Genomic DNA, 19,260 nt, shown 5'->3' on the forward strand with positions numbered 1-19,260 from the left:
GGGGGGGGGGGCGGGGCGGGGCCCCCCCCCACGGTGCACCCACGAGACTGAAAGGGGCATGACATGCCCAATCCCCGCATCAACAAGCTGGCAGACCAGATCAAGATGATCACCGCGGAGATGCTGGAGCGACGCGTCAAGGATCCTCGCCTGGGCTTCGTGACCATCACCGACGTGCGCCTGACCGGCGACTCGCGCGAAGCGACGATCTTCTACACGGTCTTCAGCGAGGAGGAGACCGGTGGCAGCGCGGCGGCGCTCGAATCCGCGAAGGGCCTAATCCGCTCGACGATCGGCAAGAAGCTGGGTCTGCGCTTCGCGCCCAGCATCACCTTCATCCCCGATGCCACGCCCGAGGCAGCCGCAGCCATCGAGGACCTGCTGGCACGAGCGCAGGCAGGCGACGCGGAACTGGCCAAGCAGCGTGAAGGCAAGAGCTTCGCTGGCGACGCCGATCCCTACAAGCACGACGAGGACGACGAGGACCAGTGAGCAGCCCCGACTCCGGACTGCTGATCTGCGACAAGCCCCAGGGCTGGACCTCCCACCAGGTGGTGGGGCGGGTTCGTCGCTTGATGGGAACTCGCAAGGTTGGCCATGCCGGCACGCTCGACCCGATGGCCACGGGGGTGCTCATCGTCGGGGTCAATCGCGCCACCCGGCTGCTGGGCCACCTTGCCCTGCACGACAAGCGTTATGAGGCCACCATCAGACTGGGGATGTCGACCACCACCGACGACGCCGAGGGAGAGTCGAGTGGGGGAGCGGATCCGGCCCACCTGACCCGCGCGCTGGTCGAGGAGCAGTTGCCCGCCTTCCGCGGAGCGATCCAGCAGGTGCCGAGTTCCGTGAGCGCCATCAAGGTGAACGGCCAGCGAGCCTACAAATTGGTCCGTGATGGTGAACAAGTGGAGTTGAAGAGCCGTGAGGTGACGGTCAGCCACTACGAGATCCTGGATCTGCGGCATGTTTGCGAGGACGGCCGCGACTTCTGTGATGTGGACGTCGAGGTGGAGTGCAGCTCCGGCACCTACATCAGAGCTCTGGCACGCGACCTGGGAGCGGCTCTGGGCGTCGGCGGGCACCTGACGGCACTGCGCCGTACCAGGATCGGTGGCTACACCCTCACGGACCTGCCCGTCGTCGATCTGGAATCCGATGCGCGGCCGGAACTGCTCGCGATGGCCGATGCCGCGCGGCTCAGTTTCCCGGTTGTGGAGCTGACGGAGGAGCAGGCCAGGAATGTCTCCTTCGGGCGCAGCCTGCCAGGACTGGCCGTCACCGGGAATCCGACCGGCGTGCTCTCCCCAGAGGGGGACCTTCTGGCGCTCTACCGTCCCGACGAGGAGGACCCCACCGTCGCGCGACCCCTGGCCGTCCTGGCCTGACCACTCACGCTCCGGCCGGCTGCTCCATCGGCGGGGTGGACATCCCCCGAGCTCGGCCAGCCAGCCAGCGCACCGCCAGTAGCGATCCCAGCCCCACGATGATGGCTCCCGCACCGCAGGCCAGGAAGTAGCGTGTTTCGGTCGCTGCGTCCAATGGATCGTAGAAGCGGGAGAGCACACCAGCCAGTGCCGTGCCCAAGGCCATCGAGAGGAAGTAGAGCGACGAGAAGCGGGCGCGGTAGGCTGCCGGTGCGTGGGCCGCGGTGGCTGCCATGCCCACCGGGCCCACCAGAAGCTCGCCCGTGGTGATCACCAGCACCGCAGCTGCCAGGGCCAGCACCGGGGTCGAGGCCTCGCCGCCGCCCGCGAACGGGAGGAGCACCAGCATCCCGAAGCCGCTGATGACCACTCCGACGGACATCTTGCTGGCCGAATCCACCCGGTTGCCGAGCCTGCGCCACAGCAGTGCCATGGGTGCCGAAAGGAGCAGGATGTAGGCCGGATTGAAGGACTGGGTCCACGCCGCCGGCATCACCCAGTTCCCGATGCCCCGATCCAGGCGGACATCGGAATAGACCGCCAGAACCCCATAGGTCTGGTTGAGGATGGACCAGAAGCCGCTTGAGGCAATGAACAGGGGGATGAAGGTCTTCACCCTGGTTCGCTCCGGTGTGGAGACACGGGCAGACCTGAGCATCTGCCAGAACAGGGCGACGACGAGGGTCATCGTCACCGCGAGCAGGATGGTTGCGAGATCTGCCAAGTTGATCAGTCGGCTGACCACTGCGCCGAGCAGGACGGCCAGCACTGCAGCGGCGGTCAGGGCCATCCGGATGACGTCCCCCGGCGGGGCGGGATTGCCGGGCCGGGTGACGACATGCCGACGCTCTGCCCCGAGCTGCGCCAGGTATCGGCCTCTGAGTGCCAGGTAGCCCAACAGTCCGATCACCATCAGAGCAGCTGCAGCGCCGAACCCCGCGGGGTAGCCGCGGTGCTGCGCCAGCCAGCCCGTGAGCAACGGGCCCAGAAGGGCGCCCACATTGATCCCCAGATAGAAGAACTGGAAGCCAGCATCACGTCGGCCCTGCTCGTCCTGCCCGAAGACATGACCGAGGACGGTGATGGCCGCGGTCTTGAGGCTTCCCGAGCCCACCGCGACCAGAACCATGCCCAGGGCGACGCCGGTTCCTCCCGGGACGGCTGACAGGCTGGCGTGCCCGGCCACCAGAAGAAGTGTCCCACCCAGCAGCGTGCGTTCGGCGCCGAGCACCCGATCTGCCAGCCAACCTCCGGCCACCGTGCACAGATAGACGAGCGCGCCGTAGGCACCCATCAATGCCGTCGCCGGGGTCCGTTCCAGGCCCAGCCCGCCGTCACCCACCTGGTGGACAGGTAGTAGGCCAGGATCGCCTGCATCCCGTAGAAGCTGAAGCGCTCCCACATCTCGATGCCCACCATGGCGGGAACGGCCAGTCGACGATCGGTGCCATCGGCAGGAATTGAACGCTGTTCAATGGGGGTCATGGAAGGAATGGTGCACCATTTCACGAAGGCGCGGGGCCGCTTGTGGAGATGAACTTGAACGGTGTTCAATGGGGCGGGGTGGCACTGCTGGCCGAGCGTCAGTGCGTCGCCACGTTCCGGGGGACCAAGGGCAGGGAGAGGGTCATGGACGCACCAACGATGGTCGGGCTGGGCCAGAGGCACGTCTGGCATCCGTACAGTGCCTCGCCCAGCCCCATTGAGAATCTGCCCGTGTCCAGCGCGGAGGGGGTCTGGCTGACGCTCGCCGATGGGCGGAGAGTCGTCGACGCGATGAGCTCCTGGTGGGCCGCCTGCCATGGTCACCGGCACCCGCACCTGATGGCGGCGGCCAGGCGGCAACTCGACGTGATGCCCCACGTGATGTTCGGCGGACTGACCCACGAGCCAGCCGTACGTCTGGCGCAACGGCTGGTTGACATCACCGATGACCCCTTGCAGCGGGTCTTCCTCTCCGATTCCGGATCGATCGCCGTCGAGGTGGCGGTCAAGATGGTGCTGCAGTACCAGCGTGGGGTGGGCCATCCGGAACGCAACAGGCTGCTCACCTGGCGTTCCGGATATCACGGGGACACCTTTGCGGCCATGAGCGTGTGTGACCCGGATGGAGGCATGCACAGCCTGTGGAGTGGGGTGCTTCCCGAACAGGTCTTCGCTCCGCCGCCGCCAGTGCGTGGCAGCTCCGCCGAGCAACGTGTCGCATACCTCGCACAGCTCGAGTCGCTGGTCGACGAGTCGGTGGCGGGCATCATCATCGAACCCGTGGTGCAGGGCGCTGGTGGGATGCGCTTCCACGACCATGAGCTGGTCCGGGGCATCCGGGCGATCTGTGACCGGCACGGCCTACTGATGGTCGCTGACGAGATCGCCACCGGTTTCGGTCGCACTGGGGACCTGTTCGTCACGTCGGCTGCCGGTGTCACACCCGACGTACTGTGCCTGGGCAAGGCGCTCACCGGCGGCACGATGACCTTGGCGGCAACCCTGACCACCGACGAGGTGGCGCGCGTGCTCTCCCTGCCCGAGGCAGGGGGCGCACTCATGCACGGCCCCACCTTCATGGGCAATCCCCTGGCCTGTGCGGTGGCTCTGGCCTCGCTCGACCTGGTGCAGGACGGTTACTGGCGCACCAGCGTTCCGCGCATCGAGTCCGGACTCCGCGCGGGGCTGGCGCCGGTTGACGATCACGCCGGGGTGTCCGATGTGCGGGTCCTGGGGGCCATTGGCGTCGTCGAGCTGGAAAAGCCTTGTGACATGCGCGTCGCGACGCAAGCCGCCATGGCCGAGGGTGTCTGGCTGCGTCCCTTCGGGCGACTCGTGTACTGCATGCCCCCATTCGTCAGCGATGACGAGACCGTCGAGCGCATCACCTCAGCGGTGTGCGCTGCGGTCAAAGCCACCACGGCCCTGGATCAAGCGAAGGAGAGTGAGCAGGAATGATCGTGATCATCACGGGCACGAACACCGACGTTGGCAAGACTGTGGCCACGGCGGCCATCGCCAGCGTGCTGCGGGAGCGGGGGTGCGAGGTACTGGCGGTCAAACCCATCCAGACGGGCGAGCCGGCGGGGCGGGGGGATGCCCAGACCATCGAGCGACTTGCCGGTGTCCCGACGCTCGACCACCTGCGGTACCCGGAACCGCTTGCACCGAATCTTTCCGCTCGTCGGGCCGGTATGGCTCAGGCACGGTTGGATGACGTGGCAGACTTCCTGCTCGCACTTGATGCACCACAACGCACGGTCCTGGTGGAGGGCGCCGGCGGGCTGTTGGTTCGGCTGGCAGATGACTGGACCCTCGCGGACCTGGCGGCGAAGCTCGAGGCCCCAGTTCTGGTGGTCACGTCGACGGGGCTGGGTTCGCTCAACCTGGCCGAGCTCACGGTGGAGGCAGCCCGAAGCCGAGGTTTGGAGGTGATTGGTCTGGTGGGCGGCAGCATCGAGGATCCCGATGACCTGGCCACACGGCTCAACCTCTCGGAACTGCCGGCGGTCACGGGTGTTCCCCTGTTGGGCGTGTTGCCGGTGGGGGCCGGGGATCTGCCCTGCGGGGAGTTCGCCCAGGTCGCCCGATCCCTGGACTGGCCGGACCAGCTCTGACTGCCTCTGGCCGACGGCCTCGGGATCCTCTCGGGTTCGGAAGACTCGGGCGCGCGATTTCGGCGTTCGCGCCACATCGGACCCCTCATGGCAGGCCGCCCAGGCGGGCCAGTGCTGCGGCCGCGGCACCCAGCACCACCACCAGCAGGAAGGGTGCCCTGCGCCACAGGGCAAGACCCGCCACGGCGAGAGTCACCAGCCGGGCATCCAGCACCAGTCGTTGCCCATCTCCCACGGCATTCAACATCACCAGTGAGCTGAGCAGCCCAATCGTCATGGCGCTCATCACGCGCAGCACGGCAGTTCTTTCGAGCAGACTCGTCGGCAGCAGGTAACCGGCCAGCTTCGTCGTGTAGGCGATCAGGCTTGCCAGCAGGATCCAGGCCCAGATGCTCATGTCGTGCTCCCTCGTCGGCCCAGCGCCTCACCCACGCACGCCGCCACGACGGCTGCCACCAGGAGCGGCAGGCCCTGGGGCAGGGCGGGCACCAGTAGCAGCGTCACGAAGGCTGCGGCCACCCCGATCGCCACCGTCTCGCGGTTGTGCAGCCGCGGCCACAGCAAGCCCAGGAAGGCGGCCACTGCGGCACCGTCCAGGCCCCAGGCGCGGGGATCTCCCAAGGTGTTGCCCAACAGCGAACCGGCCAGGGTGAACAGATTCCACAGAGCGAAGACACCCACGCCGGCGGTCCAGAAGCCGCGTCGCTGCTCGTCGGAACTGGACTGGCCCACGGCTGTCGCCACCGACTCGTCGATGGTCACGTGCGCCTGCAGGTACTTGCGGACACCCGTGGGGCGGAAGACGGCATTCATCTGGGCGCCGTAGACCATGTTCCGCAGTCCCAACAGGCTGGCTGAGACCAGCGCAGGGGCGCCGCCACCGGACAGGGCCCCGACGAAGGCGAACTGTGAGCCGCCGGTGAACATCATCAGGCTCAGGACCTGGGTTTGCAGGACGCTCAGCCCGGCGGCCGTGCTCAAGGCGCCGAAGGAGATCCCGTAGAGGCCGGTCGCCACGGAGACCGAAAGGCCCATCCTCACGGCGGGTGTCAGCTGCACGGTTGCCTCATCTGCATGATTCCTCGACCCTACGTTGGCCATCCACGGATCGGATACGGAGTCCATCGTGCGAACACAGGGGTCCGGAACTAGACTCGACCCGCGCCCGCACGGGGTGCCCAGGGATCGGTGGAGGACGGGAGGCGGTCTGGTGGCCAGCTCTGTTGTGGTGATCGGGAACTTCGACGGTGTGCACGGTGGGCATGTCGAGGTGCTCCGGCACGCGGCGACCCTCGCACCCGGACTGCCGGTGGTGGTGGTCACCTTCTGGCCGCATCCGATGCGTGTCCTGCGACCCGAACAGGCCCCCAAGCTGCTCACCGACCTTCCAGAGCGTCTGAGGCTGCTGAAGGCCGCGGGCGCCCAGGAGGTTCGCGTGGTGCAGTTCACCCGTGACGTCTCCACCTGGAGCCCCGAGGAATTCGTCGCCCGCGTGATCGATCCGCTCGACCCCTCCCACGTCGTGGTGGGGGAGAACTTCCGCTTCGGATATCGCGCCAGTGGCACTGTGGAGACACTTGCCCAGCTCGGCGCGGGGCGATTCGAGGTGGACGCGATGCCCTTGGTCCACATCGACGGCGAGTCCACGTGTTCGACTCTGGTTCGCAAGGCATTGGAGGAGGGCGACGTTGCCCTGGCCGCCACCCATCTGGGGCGGAGCTTCCGGGTTCAGGGGGTCGTGGTGATGGGCGACCAGCGGGGTCGCGACCTGGGATTTCCCACGGCAAACCTGCCTGTTCCGCCGGGGATGGCCGTCCCGGCCGACGGGGTCTACGCAGGTTGGCTAACGCGGCTGGACGAGACCGGGGCACGGCCGATGCCTGCGGCGATCTCCGTTGGCTCCAATCCCACCTTCCAGGGTCTGGAGCGGCGCGTGGAGACCAATGTGCTTGACCGCAAGGACCTGGAGCTCTATGGCGTCGAGATCGCCGTGGACTTCGTGGAGCGGCTGCGGGGCCAGATCACCTTCTCCGGCATCGAGGCCCTCGTGGCACAGATGGAGGCAGACGTCGCCCGCACCCGCGGGATCCTCGGCGTCGAGGTCTGAGCCAGCGGGAGCGGGCGACGTTCGCGTCGACTGCTCAGCGGGCGAGCAGGCTCTTGCGGTAGATCGCGTAACGGTTGCTGACCTGCTCCGGGTCTGCGACGACGTGCGTGGAAGGGTTCTCGATCACCAGGTGATCGCCGGTGGGGGAGTAGCCGAGCTGCAGGAACAGGGAGATGGCCTTGGCATTGTCGGGGGCCACCGAGAGGAAGACCTCCTTGTGGCCAGCCTCTGCCGCCTGGTCCTCGAGCCACGTCCACAGGACATGACCGGCGCCCAGGCCGCGGTGCTCCGGGTAGATCCACAGATTCTTCACCTCGGGCTGCAGGTCATCGTCGATGAAGTCGAGGAATCCGCTGCCGACGATGGTGCCCTCGTGCTCGGCCACCGCCAGGATGCCGGTGCCCTCCTCCATCTCCTGGAAGCGCTGGCCGACGAGGTCGATCTCCGGCCGGGGCTGGTGGGCGCGCAGGTCCTCCAGGTCGCGCTCCTCAGCGCGGCGGGCGGTGACTTCGCTCATCGTGTGCTCCTTCAAGAACGGGGTGGTGGGCGCGGGGTGACGCACCGAACACCGCCAAGAGTAGTCGGCCCCCGGCCAGGCGGGGATCGGTCCACGGTCTGGTCCTGCGTCGCTATCGTGACGCCATGGGCGATGAGGAATCCCGCGTCGACAGAGCGGGAAAGGTGTCGGGCGGGTCCTTGATCTGGTTCGGCTTCAACGGGATCCTCGCAGCCGCCCTGCTCCTGTTTCCGACGCTCTTCTTCTGGATGGGCGTGACCACTGCTGTGGGGCGGGGCGACCCCACGTGGAATGACGGCGAGCAGACGTGGGCAACCGCGCTTGGGCTGGTCACGACCCTCATGGTCTGCGGCATCGTGTGGCTCCTCGTGTCCTGGACGGGCCGGTCCTGTGGCTGGCGACTCGGGGGCTGGAACCTCGCCCTGCTGGTGCTGCCGTCGCTGGTCCTTGAGGCAGCGCTGTCCGGGATGGTGTGGGCCTGACCGCGAATGCTCCGGGGAGGCCATCCCTGGGGGCCGTGTGGCTCCAAGGATCCGCGTGGGTTGCAACCCGAGCGGATCCCCGGAACCCGAGCGCGGCCCGATTGGCCGCCCGAGGGGCCCGGCTGTTATCGTTGACCGTTGCCGTTTGATCGGCCGCGGCTTCCAAAGAGCTCCCACTGCACCGGCACGGGGGCGCCGCGCAACGGGAAACCGAGAGGAGAGCATCGTCATGGACGCTGCCGAGAAGAAGAAGATCATCGAAGAGTACGCGATCGCTCCTGGCGACACCGGCTCTCCCGACGTGCAGATCGCGCTGCTCAGCAAGCGCATCTCCCACCTGACCGAGCACCTCAAGGAGCACAAGGGTGACCATCACAGCCGTCGCGGCCTGATGCTGATGGTCGGCCAGCGCCGCCGTCTGCTCAACTACGTGATGAAGCAGGACATCGAGCACTACCGTGAGCTCATCAAGCGTCTGGGCCTGCGTCGCTGATCGCAGACACCGTGTGAGGGGGAGTGGCCTTCGGGGCCGCTCCCTCTCGTCGCATCCCGGCTTTTGTCAGACTCCTTGGCTAGGCTGGGGCCGTACAACTGAACAGTTCGAGCAAGTATCCGCAGGACACCCAGACCGTCGATCATCGTCGTCTGGTCCTCGGTAGTGGTTCTCGGGTCAGCGCGTCCACGGCGACGCCGACGCCCCGCGAGCCTCGATCGAAGACCGGCAGGTGACCGGTTCGGCAGCACGAGGCTGCCGCTGGTGTGGGTGAGCCCGCACGTGTGGATGGATCCACACCCAACAGAAAGGAGTCCCCGTGGAGGGACCCGACGTGAAGTTCGCCGAAGCCATCATCGACAACGGCAAGTACGGCAAGCACATCGTTCGTTTCGAGGCCGGTCTCCTGGCCCAGCAGGCCGATGGCGCAGCCGCCGTCTACCTGAACGGTGACACCATGCTCCTGAGCGCCACCACGGCGCAGAAGACCCCGCGCGACTCGATCGACTTCTTCCCGCTGACGGTGGACGTCGAGGAGCGCATGTACGCCGCTGGCCGCATCCCGGGCAGCTTCTTCCGCCGCGAGGGTCGGCCCAGTGAGGGCGCCATCCTGGCTGCTCGCCTGACCGACCGCCCGCTGCGTCCGTCCTTCGTCAAGGGCCTGCGCAATGAGGTACAGGTCGTCGTCACGGTGATGGCGCTGAATCCCGAGGTCTACTACGACGTCCTGACCATCAACGCCGCCTCCATGTCCACCCAGATCGCAGGCCTGCCCTTCAGCGGCCCGATCGGTGGCGTGCGCGTGGCCCTGATCGACGACCAGTGGGTCTGCTTCCCGACGGTGGAGCAGATGAAGGACGCCACCTTCGGCATGGCCGTGGCCGGCCGGGTGCTCCCCGACGGCGACGTCGCCATCATGATGGTGGAGGCTGGCGGTACCGAGGCCACGTGGGAGCTCGTGCGCTCCGGCAAGACCGCACCGACCGAAGAGGTCGTCGCCCAGGGCCTGGACGCTGCCAAGCCCTTCATCAAGGCGCTGTGCGATGCCCAGATGGAGCTCGCCACCCAGCTGCCGAAGGAGACCTACGACTTCCCGGTCTTCGCCGAGTACACCGATGAGGCCTGGGAGGCCGTGCAGTCCGTCAAGGACGAGCTCGCCCAGGCGATGACCATTGCCGGCAAGCAGGAGCGCGACGACGCCACCCACGCCCTGCGCCAGAAGGTGACCGAGGCCAACGAGCAGCTCGAGCCCACCGACGTCTCGGCCGCCTTCAAGGCCCTGACCAAGAAGATCGTGCGTCACCGCACCCTGACCGAGCAGGTCCGCATCGACGGACGTGGCGTGCGGGACATCCGCACCCTCTCGGCCGAGGTCGGCGTCATCCCGCGCGTGCACGGCTCGGCGCTCTTCCAGCGTGGCGAGACGCAGATCCTGGGCGTCAGCACCCTGAACATGCTCGACATGGAGCAGAAGCTGGACACGCTGAACCCCGAGACCACCAAGCGCTACATGCACAACTACAACTTCCCGCCCTACTCGACCGGTGAGACCGGCCGCGTGGGTTCGCCGAAGCGTCGCGAGATCGGCCACGGCGCGCTCGCCGAGCGCGCCCTGGTGCCGGTCATCCCGCCGCGCGAGGAGTTCCCCTACGCCATCCGTCAGGTCTCCGAGGCCCTGGGCTCCAACGGCTCCACCTCGATGGGTTCGGTCTGTGCGTCGACCATGTCGCTGCTGAACGCCGGTGTGCCCCTGAAGGCCCCCGTCGCCGGTATCGCGATGGGCCTGATGAGCGAGGAGATCGACGGCGAGACCAAGTACGTCGCGCTGACCGACATCCTGGGCGCCGAGGACGCGCTGGGTGACATGGACTTCAAGGTCACCGGCACCAGCGAGTTCGTCACCGCCCTGCAGCTGGACACCAAGCTCAACGGCATTCCCGCCGATGTGCTGGCCGGTGCCCTCCTGCAGGCTCGTGAGGCCCGCCACACCCTGCTCGAGGTCATGGGTGAGGCCATCGATGCCCCCGATGAGATGAACGAGTACGCGCCGCGGATCATCACGGTGAATATCCCGGTCGACAAGATCGGCGAGGTCATCGGCCCCAAGGGCAAGATGATCCACCAGATCCAGGACGAGACGGGTGCGAACATCTCGATCGAGGACGATGGCACGATCTACATCGGCGCGGACAACGGCACCTCGGCCGAGGCCGCTCGCAGCATGATCAACGGCATCGCCAACCCGACCATGCCGGAGAAGGGCGAGCGCTACCTGGGCACCATCGTCAAGCTGACGGCCTTCGGCGCCTTCGTCTCGCTGCTCCCCGGCAAGGACGGCCTGCTGCACATCAGCAAGCTGAAGCCGCTGAACAACAACCAGCGCGTCGAGTCCGTCGAGGACGTGCTGAGCGTTGGCCAGAAGCTGCAGGTGGAGATCAACGAGGTTGACGAGCGCGGCAAGCTCTCGCTGATTCCCGTCGTGGAGGAGAAGGCCGAGGCCGCCTCCGAGGACGCTCCCGAGTCGGAGTGATCCTGCCCGCCCACTGAGGCACAATCGCGGCTGCGCCACCTCCCGGTGGCGTGGCCGCGATTCTCATTGCGCACCCAACGCCGGGCCGCAGAGCCTTCGTCACCACCTTCGACCGCGCCCATCACCGCACCGTCTTCACGGGCACCCGATGAGGCCGGTCACGTCAGGAATCCATGAACACCATCCGTCGCAGCACCCTGCCCCACGGGCTCCGGATCGTCTCGGAGCATGTCGAGGGGGCGCGGGCCTTCAATGTCGGCATCTTCGTCGGCGTCGGATCCCGCGACGAACTGCCCGGCGAACACGGAGCCAGCCACTTCTTGGAGCACGTGCTCTTCAAGGGCACGCCGAGCCGTACCGCGGAACAGATCTCCGCCGAGGTGGAGCGGTTCGGCGGCGACCTCAACGCGTACACCACCCGCGAGTACACCTGCTTCCACGCTCGCGTACTGACCGAGCAGGCGGCCGCAGCACTCGACGTGCTCACCGACATGCTTTCCCGCTCGCTGGTGAGGGCGAGTGACCTGGGCACCGAGCGCGAGGTGATCCTTGACGAGATCGCCATGCACGACGACGACCCCTCCGAGGTGGCGGTCGAGGGTGCCATTGCCGCGCTCTTCGACGGCACCCGGCTGGCACCGCAGGTGATCGGCTCGGCCACCTCGATCCGTCGGATGAGTACCGCACGCGTGCGTGACTACTGGCGACGCAGTTACACCAGCGACCGGATCGTGGTGGCCGTGGTTGGCGAGGTGGACCATGACGGGCTCTGCGCCACGCTCGCGGATTTCGACGCCGAGCTGGCGGGCGCCTCTGAACCCGCCCGTGAGAAGGCCGTCCCCGCACCGCGACACCCTGTGCGCGTGCGCACCAACGACCTGTCACAGACCTCCGTGGTGCTTGGATTCCAGACCTTTGGGGCGCTCGATCCTCGTCGCGAGGCACTCGCGCTGCTCGCGGTAGCGCTGGGTGGCGGCATGAGTTCTCGGCTCTTCCTCGAGGTGCGGGAGCGTCGGGCGCTGGCCTACAGCATCGACTGCAGCGAGGCGGCCTGGAGCGACACCGGACTGATGACCATCGACTGGCAGGCGCTGCCGGAACGTACCGCAGAGATCATGGACGTCGTCGCAGGGATCGTGAAGGACGTCCGTCGTGACGGCATCACCGCTGACGAGCTGGAGGCCGCCAAAGGGCAGCTCGTGGGCCAGAGCATCCTGCACTACGAGAACCCGTCGTCGAGGATGAGTCGGCTGGGTGGCGCGGAGCTGGCGGGGGAGACCCGCACCCTCGACGAGATGCTGGACGCCTTCCGTGCCGTCGGACTGGACGAGGTGAACGAGCTGGCCCGTCAGATACTGACCCAGACGCCCGTGATCAGCATGGCCGGTGCACCCGCTCCACGGGGCGCGGCGCGGAGGCTTCGCGAGCGCTGGTGACCCCTCAGTGACGAGCCCGGGATCCGGGTCAGGGGCGGCGGGCCGGTCGATCCGGGATCGCCGTGACAGAAGCTGGTCCTCATCATCACGCTCGGGTGCGGGGTCTGGTAGGCACAGGAACCCATCACCGCGCCGGCGCGTCTGGCAACCTACCGGCCGGTATCACCCGCTGACATGGGCGATGAATTTGGTCGACGCGGTCTAGTCTCACTCCGCGCACAGCAATCCACCCACCTTCGCGAACAGGCTCTCGCGCTTCGCCGCCCTCCTGACGGCCCTGTTCGCACTGCTCACGAGTCCCTTCCTGACCCGAGCGGCACATGCTGACCAGCTGGTCCAGCCCGCCGAGGTCCCGAAGACCCTGAGGGTGGGCACCGAAGGTGTCTACCCACCCTTCAGCTACCACGAGGGGAACAAGCTGACGGGTTACGACGTCGAGTACTTCGACGCAGTGGCTCGCCGCCTGGGCGTGGAGGTGACCTATGTGGAAACCCCATGGGATTCGATCTTCGCCGCGCTGGACTCGGGCCGGATCGATCTGGTCGCCAACCAGGTCACGAAGAACCCGGAGCGCAGCGCACGATACGAACTCTCGACGCCCTATGTGACGACTCGTGGCGTGGTGGTCGTGCGGGACGACGACACGTCGGTGAACGCGCTGGACGACCTCAAGGGCAAGAGCTCAGCCCAGAACATCACCTCGAGCTGGGCCAAGGTGGCGTCGCGAGCCGGTGCGGAGGTCGTCGGCGTCGAATCGATGGACAAGGCAGCAGACCTCGTGACCCAGGGGCGAGTGGATGCCTTGGTGAACGACGAGCTGGCAGTGCGCAACTTCCTGTCCACCCACCCCGATTCGGGCCTGCGGATCGCGGTGACGACTGATGACGAGTCGCAGAGCGTCTTCGCGGCAAAGAAGGGCTCGGGCATCATGCCCGAGGTCGACCGAACGATCGCGGAGATGGAGGCAGACGGGACGGCCCAGCGGATCTACGACACCTACTTCGGGGTCGAGGCCCAGGCACCGTCCACCTGGACGGTGATCAAGCAGAACATCGGCCCCATGGTCAGCTCGGTGCTCACCGCCACCCTTCCGTTGACCGCCATCAGCTTCGTGCTTGGTCTGGCCCTGGCACTGGTGCTCGCGTTGGCGCGACTGTCCACCAACCGACTCCTCGAGTGGCCAGCGGCCATCTTCGTGTCCGTCTTTCGTGGCACCCCGCTGCTCGTGCAGCTGTTCATCGTCTTCTTCGGTCTGCCTCAGCTCGGTGTTCGTCTGGGGCCATGGCCATCCGCGGTGCTGGCATTCAGCCTGAACGTGGCCGCCTATGCTGCCGAAATCATCCGTTCGGCCATCCTGTCAGTGCCCAAGGGGCAGTGGGAAGCTGCCTCGACGATCGGCATGAACCGCGCGTTGGCGCTGCGGAGGGTGATCCTGCCGCAGGCGGCCCGGGTGGCAGTCCCACCGCTCTCGAACACCTTGATCTCCCTCGTCAAGGACACGTCGCTGGCCTCCGGCATCCTCGTCACCGAGATGTTCCGGCGCGCCCAGATCGCGGCGGCCCCCAGCGGGGCCTTCCTTGAGCTGTACGGCGTGGCGGCCGCCATCTACTGGATCATCTGCTTCGTCCTGGGTGTGGTGCAGACCCGCCTGGAGACCCGACTGGGAAGGTTCGTGGCCCAATGACCGAGGTTGCCAAGACCCACGCTGGTGACGAGCGGCCGCTGGCCGAGCTGCGGGGCATCCGCAAGTCCTTCGGGACGCTCGAAGTGCTCAAGGGCATCGACTTCGACATCCCGGCTGGGCGCGTCACCGCGCTGATCGGACCGTCCGGTTCGGGCAAGACCACCGTTCTGCGGTCGCTGAATGCCCTCGATCTCCCAGATGCGGGAACCGTGCGCATCGATGAGACGACGGTGGACTTCGCCACCCTCCGCCGCGGGCGCCACGGACATGCCGTGGGGGACTCGTCGAGGCAGGTGGCTCGACTGCGCTCGCACAGCGGGATGGTCTTCCAACAGCACAACCTGTTCGGACACCGCACCGTGTTGGAGAACATCACTGAGGGGCCAGTGCTGGTGCAAGGGATCGGCCGGAGCGAGGCGGAAGCCACCGGCCGTGATCTGTTGGCCAAGGTGGGACTGGCTGACCAGGCGGACAAGTACCCGCACCAGCTCTCGGGTGGGCAGCAGCAGAGAGTGGGGATTGCCCGCGCCCTGGCGCTGCGGCCCTCCCTGCTCCTCTTCGACGAGCCGACCAGCGCCCTCGATCCGGAACTGGTGGGCGAGGTGCTCGGGGTGATGCGTCAACTGGCCGATGAGGGGCGCACGATGCTGGTGGTCACTCATGAGATGCTGTTCGCGCGCGACGTGGCGGACCAGGTGCTGTTCATGGATGGCGGGGTGGTGGTGGAGTCCGGCCGCCCCGCGGACGTCATCGATCATCCACAGCAGGCCCGGACCCAGACCTTCCTGAGGCGGGTGCTGGACCCTCTGCACGGCTGACGGACGCCTCCACTGCGCGCTGCCACACGGTGCCATCCGCGCGGTGGTCATCTCGTCCGCTGGCATGTCGTCGGGCTTTGTTCACCTGAGATGGGCATACTCCGCGTGGTGACTGACGATTTGCACCATCTTCCCCCGCAGGACCATCCCATCCCCGCATCGCTTCTGGGCGGGGAGAAGGTGCCGCCGCCGCGCACCCTGGTGGACATCTTCCTGGAGACGGTGGAGCAGTATGGCGACCAGCCGGCCCTTGATGCCGGCAGCCAGGTGCTGACCTACGACGAGTTCGCAGAGGCTGCCGGTGAGGTGGCCGAGGAACTGGCGGCACTCGGCATCGGGCGGGGTGACAAGGTGGGCGTCCGGGTGCCGTCGGGCACCGCAGACCTGTACGTGGCGATCATGGGCATCTTGCTGGCCGGAGCCGCCTACGTGCCGGTGGATGCCGACGATCCCGACGAACGAGCGCGTACCGTCTTCGAGGAGTCGGCCGCCGCTGCCGTCATCACCAAGGACCTGGTCGTCACCAGCCGTCTGACCACGGCTCGGGAGGCCACCGAGGTGCAGACCCCTCGGCTGGGCGACGACTGCTGGGTGATCTTCACCTCCGGCTCCACTGGCAAGCCCAAGGGCGTGGCCGTGAGCCATCGCAGTGCAGCGGCCTTCGTGGACGCCGAGGCACGCATCTTCCTGCCGAATGCGCCGATCGGGCCCAAGGATCGTGTGATGGCTGGTCTGAGCGTGGCCTTCGACGCTAGCTGCGAGGAGATGTGGCTGGCGTGGCGCTTCGGCGCCTGTCTGGTGCCCGCTCCGCGCAGTCTGGTGAAGTCCGGCGTTGACCTCGGCCCGTGGCTGATCGCCAACCGGATCAGCGTCGTCTCCACGGTTCCCACCCTGGTCTCCCTGTGGCCCACCGAGGCGATGGACCGGGTGCGTCTGCTCATCGTCGGCGGCGAGGCCTGTCCGCCCGAGCTTGGCGCCCGCTTCGCCACCCCGACGCGTGAGGTGTGGAACACCTACGGCCCCACCGAGGCCACGGTCGTCGCCTGCGCTGCGCAGCTGGACGGGACGCCTCCGGTCCGCATCGGTCTGCCCCTTGACGGGTGGGACCTGGCCGTCGTTGACGGGGATGGGAAGCCCGTGGCGGAGGGTGAGGAGGGCGAGCTCATCATCGGGGGCGTCGGGCTGGCCCGCTATCTCGATCCGCAGAAGGATGCCGAGAAGTATGCCCCGATGCCGAGTCTGGGCTGGGAGCGTGCCTACCGTTCCGGCGACGTCGTGGTCAATGATCCCGAGGGCCTGCTCTTCCGGGGACGTGCCGATGACCAGGTGAAGGTGGGCGGCCGCCGCATCGAGCTGGGCGAGATCGACTCGGCGCTGCTGCAGTTGCCCGGCGTCATCGGCGCAGCGGCGGCGGTGCGCAAGACAGCCAGCGGCAATGCGTTGATCGTCGGTTACCTCACGGTGGACCAGGGCTTCGATCGAGAGGCGAGCCTGGCCAAGCTGCGTGCGGACATGCCCGCCGCCCTGGTTCCGCGACTGGCCGTCGTCGACGACCTGCCCACCCGAACCAGCGGCAAGATCGACCGGGACGCCCTGCCCTGGCCGCTGCCCGAGGCGGAGGGAGGAGACTCCGATCTGTCCGACACGGCGCGTTGGTTGGCCGACATCTGGCGCGACGTGCTGGGCAGCCGCCCCTCCAACCCCGACGAGGACTTCTTCACCCTGGGCGGTGGTTCACTGACCGCGGCCCAGATCGTCGCCCGTGTGCGCGAGAAGCACCCGACCGCCACGGTCGCGGACGTCTACGAACATTCCACGATCGGGGCCTTCGCCGCGTGGCTGGACACCCTCACGGCCCCAACCGGTCGCCTCAATGAACCCGTGCATCCCGTGCCACACAAGACGCAGGCCGGCCAGCTGGCCGCCCTGCTGGGGCTGCGCACCATCAGCGGCCTGCGATGGGTCTTCTGGTTGGCCCTGGCGGCGCGCATCGCGGCCGAGCTCGGCTGGTCGGTGGCTGCCACCGTGCTGCCCCTGGCCCCCTGGTGGTCCTTGGCCCTGGTGTGGGCACTGCTCGTCTTTGCGCCCGGCCGGTTGGCCCTGAGCGCCCTGGCCTCGCGGGTCATCCTGGCGGGGATCCAGCCGGGGGACTATCCCCGGGGCGGCAAGGTGCACCTGCGTCTGTGGCTGGCCGAACGGCTGGCCGACGAGCTCGGTGCCGGCATGATCGGCACCGCCGGCCTGGTGCGGTGGTATGCGCGTCTGCTGGGTTGCACCGTGGAGCAGCACGTCGATCTGCACGCCATGCCCCCGGTGACCGGGATGCTGACCCTGGGGGAAGGCTGCTCGGTCGAGACCGAGGTGGACCTGTCGGGTCACTGGATCGACGGCGGCACCCTGCGCCTGGGCAGCATCGAGATCGGACCGCGCGCACGGATCGGAGCCAGGTCCACCCTGTTGGGTGGATCCCGCGTCGGGTCGGGTGCGGAGATCGCCCCGGGGTCTGGCGTCTTCGGCAATGTCCCCGCCGACGAACTGTGGTCTGGCTCGCCGGCCGTCCGGATCGGGAAGGCTCGCGGTCCCTGGGAGGCGCAACCGCCCGCCAAACCGCTGTACACGGCCTTGTACTCGCTGACCGGCACCGCCATCAGCTGCCTGCCGGTGATCGCCATCGCGATCGCCGCCGCTGTGGCCTGGCCCGCGCTCAGTGGCACAACCACCCTGGGACAGGCTCTGCGCACCGCCGCGCTGTGGCTCCCGCTGGCGGGCCTGGCGGGCTACGCGAGCCTCATGCTGATGATCTGGGCCTGGATCCGTCTGCTGTCCATCGGTCTGGAGGGTGGCCACCATCCGGTGCAGGGCCGGCAGGCCCTGCAGGCCTGGACCACCATGCGGCTGATGGATGAGGCCCGCACCTGGCTCTTCCCGCTCTACGCGGGCGCGGCCACCACCTGGTGGCTGCGTGCCCTGGGCGCCCATGTGGGCAAGGACGCCGAGGCCTCGACGGTACTGATGATTCCCTCGCTGACCTCGGTGGGGGCCGGTGCCTTCCTGGCCGACGACACCCTGATCGGCGGCTATGAGCTGGGCGGTGGCTGGTTGCGCATCGAGCGCGTGAAGGTGGGCAAGGGCGCGTTCGTCGGCAATTCCGGAATGACCGCTCCCGGCCGCAAGGTGCCCAAGCGGTCATTGGTTGCCGTGCTCTCCGCGGCACCCCGACGCAAGAAGGCCAAGGCCGGTTCCTCCTGGGTGGGTTCTCCGCCGGAGAAGCTGCGCCGCACGGAGCAGGCTGGTGACACCAGCCGCACCTATGCGCCGTCGAAGCGGCTGCGCGTGCTGCGCGGAGTGGTGGAGAGTTGCCGCCTCTTCGCGCTGCTGGCGCACTTGGGTCTGCACCTGTTGGGTGCGGCGATCCTGCTGTGGGTGGCGGCGCACCACGGCTGGTTGGTGGCGATCCTGCTCTCCGCGCCGGTGCTGCTGTTGTGCGGTCTGCTCGCGGCCGTCATCGCCGCCCTGGCCAAGTGGATCCTGGTCGGTCGGTGGAAGCGCGACGAGCACCCGCTCTGGTCCGGCGCGGTCTGGCGCGGCGAGTTGGCTGATGCCTTCGTCGAGTCCGTGGCCGTTCCGTGGCTGCTGCGTCATGTGCCCGGAACCTCTCTGCTCAACGCCTATTTCCGTCTGATGGGCGCCAGGATCGGCCACGGTGTCTGGTGCGAGACCTACTGGCTGCCGGAGCACGATCTGGTGGTGCTCGAGGACGGCGCCACGGTGAACCGCGGTTGCGTGGTGCAGACCCATCTCTTCCACGATCGGATCCTGTCCACGGACTCCGTGCAGCTGGGGCAGGGCGCCACGCTGGGCCCCAATTCAGTGATCCTGCCGGCCTCCACGCTGGGGCGTCACGCGACGGTGGGCCCGGTCTCCTTGGTGATGCGCGGCGAGAGCGTCCCGGACAAGACTCGCTGGATCGGCAACCCGATCGGTCCGTGGGAGGACTGACCTTCCCGCAGAGCCGGTCATCCCGGGCCTGTGGGCAGCATCTGCCCGCAGGCCCTAGTGCGGCGTGCCGTTAGTTCTTGAATGGTTGTGGTTTGGGAGAATTGGTCATGGCCAATTCTCCTGCCCCGGCGCTGGGTCTTCGTGAGGGTGATCGTGAACGTCTGG

General features: G+C 67.6%; 17 protein-coding genes. 12 read left to right on the top strand and 5 right to left on the bottom strand.

Translation table 11 applies throughout. The features are described from left to right. The first annotated feature begins 63 nt into the window (after positions 1 to 63). Positions 64 to 492 (top strand): 30S ribosome-binding factor RbfA, encoded by a 429-nt coding sequence (gene rbfA / locus ACTQ49_RS14130; RefSeq protein ID WP_441828479.1) that lies wholly within the window; start codon positions 64 to 66, stop codon positions 490 to 492. After that, complete coding sequence (gene truB, locus ACTQ49_RS14135; RefSeq protein WP_441828480.1) at positions 489 to 1,388, top strand: tRNA pseudouridine(55) synthase TruB; 900 nt, start codon at positions 489 to 491, stop codon at positions 1,386 to 1,388. Before rbfA ends, truB begins: the two co-directional genes overlap by 4 nt. A 4-nt stretch (positions 1,389 to 1,392) precedes the next feature. On the opposite strand, the gene ACTQ49_RS14140 is transcribed toward truB, so the two are convergent. Both ACTQ49_RS14140 and ACTQ49_RS14145 read right to left on the bottom strand, forming a co-directional pair. After that, positions 1,393 to 2,769: a peptide MFS transporter gene (locus ACTQ49_RS14140; protein WP_441828481.1), complete on the bottom strand. Its 1,377-nt coding sequence runs from the start codon at positions 2,767 to 2,769 to the stop codon at positions 1,393 to 1,395. After that, positions 2,721 to 2,912, bottom strand: a complete 192-nt coding sequence (locus ACTQ49_RS14145) for a hypothetical protein (RefSeq protein WP_441828482.1) — start codon at positions 2,910 to 2,912, stop codon at positions 2,721 to 2,723. Before ACTQ49_RS14145 ends, ACTQ49_RS14140 begins: the two co-directional genes overlap by 49 nt. A 159-nt stretch (positions 2,913 to 3,071) precedes the next feature. Here ACTQ49_RS14145 and ACTQ49_RS14150 point away from each other — a divergent pair, with 159 nt between their 5' ends. Both ACTQ49_RS14150 and bioD read left to right on the top strand, forming a co-directional pair. Next, positions 3,072 to 4,370: an adenosylmethionine--8-amino-7-oxononanoate transaminase gene (locus ACTQ49_RS14150; RefSeq protein ID WP_441828494.1), complete on the top strand. Its 1,299-nt coding sequence runs from the start codon at positions 3,072 to 3,074 to the stop codon at positions 4,368 to 4,370. Next, on the top strand, positions 4,367 to 5,029 hold the full coding sequence (bioD, locus tag ACTQ49_RS14155; protein WP_441828483.1) for a dethiobiotin synthase: 663 nt from the start codon (positions 4,367 to 4,369) through the stop codon (positions 5,027 to 5,029). The genes ACTQ49_RS14150 and bioD overlap by 4 nt, the downstream gene beginning before the upstream one ends. A gap of 85 nt (positions 5,030 to 5,114) precedes the next feature. Here the strand turns inward: bioD and ACTQ49_RS14160 are convergent, their stop codons facing one another. Together ACTQ49_RS14160 and ACTQ49_RS14165 are read right to left on the bottom strand one after the other, a co-directional pair. Then, a complete protein-coding gene (locus ACTQ49_RS14160; RefSeq protein ID WP_441828484.1) occupies positions 5,115 to 5,426 on the bottom strand; it encodes an AzlD domain-containing protein in 312 nt (103 codons plus the stop codon). Then, positions 5,423 to 6,088, bottom strand: coding sequence for an AzlC family ABC transporter permease (locus tag ACTQ49_RS14165; RefSeq protein ID WP_441828485.1), 666 nt, complete (start codon positions 6,086 to 6,088; stop codon positions 5,423 to 5,425). Before ACTQ49_RS14165 ends, ACTQ49_RS14160 begins: the two co-directional genes overlap by 4 nt. Positions 6,089 to 6,236: 148 nt before the next feature. Here ACTQ49_RS14165 and ACTQ49_RS14170 point away from each other — a divergent pair, with 148 nt between their 5' ends. Then, positions 6,237 to 7,136 carry a bifunctional riboflavin kinase/FAD synthetase gene (locus ACTQ49_RS14170; RefSeq protein ID WP_441828495.1) on the top strand — a complete coding sequence of 300 codons (900 nt, stop codon included), beginning with the start codon at positions 6,237 to 6,239 and terminating at the stop codon, positions 7,134 to 7,136. 34 nt (positions 7,137 to 7,170) lie between these two features. Here ACTQ49_RS14170 and ACTQ49_RS14175 read toward each other — a convergent pair whose 3' ends face one another. Then, the gene (locus ACTQ49_RS14175; protein ID WP_441828486.1) at positions 7,171 to 7,653 is read right to left on the bottom strand and encodes a GNAT family N-acetyltransferase; all 483 of its coding nucleotides are present in this window, start codon (positions 7,651 to 7,653) and stop codon (positions 7,171 to 7,173) included. A gap of 125 nt (positions 7,654 to 7,778) precedes the next feature. Here ACTQ49_RS14175 and ACTQ49_RS14180 point away from each other — a divergent pair, with 125 nt between their 5' ends. The 7 genes from ACTQ49_RS14180 to ACTQ49_RS14210 all read left to right on the top strand — a co-directional run bounded on the left by ACTQ49_RS14180 (position 7,779) and on the right by ACTQ49_RS14210 (position 19,095). Next, positions 7,779 to 8,135: a hypothetical protein gene (locus ACTQ49_RS14180; RefSeq protein ID WP_441828487.1), complete on the top strand. Its 357-nt coding sequence runs from the start codon at positions 7,779 to 7,781 to the stop codon at positions 8,133 to 8,135. A gap of 229 nt (positions 8,136 to 8,364) precedes the next feature. Further along, a complete protein-coding gene (rpsO, locus tag ACTQ49_RS14185; RefSeq protein ID WP_441828488.1) occupies positions 8,365 to 8,628 on the top strand; it encodes a 30S ribosomal protein S15 in 264 nt (87 codons plus the stop codon). 319 nt (positions 8,629 to 8,947) lie between these two features. Then, positions 8,948 to 11,158, top strand: coding sequence for a polyribonucleotide nucleotidyltransferase (locus ACTQ49_RS14190; RefSeq protein WP_441828489.1), 2,211 nt, complete (start codon positions 8,948 to 8,950; stop codon positions 11,156 to 11,158). A gap of 173 nt (positions 11,159 to 11,331) precedes the next feature. Beyond that, the gene (locus ACTQ49_RS14195) at positions 11,332 to 12,594 is read left to right on the top strand and encodes a M16 family metallopeptidase (protein ID WP_441828490.1); all 1,263 of its coding nucleotides are present in this window, start codon (positions 11,332 to 11,334) and stop codon (positions 12,592 to 12,594) included. 367 nt (positions 12,595 to 12,961) lie between these two features. Next, a complete protein-coding gene (locus tag ACTQ49_RS14200) occupies positions 12,962 to 14,278 on the top strand; it encodes an ABC transporter substrate-binding protein/permease (protein WP_441828491.1) in 1,317 nt (438 codons plus the stop codon). Continuing rightward, a complete protein-coding gene (locus tag ACTQ49_RS14205; protein WP_441828492.1) occupies positions 14,275 to 15,096 on the top strand; it encodes an amino acid ABC transporter ATP-binding protein in 822 nt (273 codons plus the stop codon). Before ACTQ49_RS14200 ends, ACTQ49_RS14205 begins: the two co-directional genes overlap by 4 nt. Positions 15,097 to 15,204: 108 nt before the next feature. Beyond that, positions 15,205 to 19,095: a Pls/PosA family non-ribosomal peptide synthetase gene (locus ACTQ49_RS14210; protein WP_441828493.1), complete on the top strand. Its 3,891-nt coding sequence runs from the start codon at positions 15,205 to 15,207 to the stop codon at positions 19,093 to 19,095. The last annotated feature ends 165 nt before the right edge of the window (positions 19,096 to 19,260 follow it).

This window comes from Luteococcus sp. Sow4_B9, from assembly GCF_052116585.1.
Classification (GTDB): domain Bacteria; phylum Actinomycetota; class Actinomycetes; order Propionibacteriales; family Propionibacteriaceae; genus Luteococcus.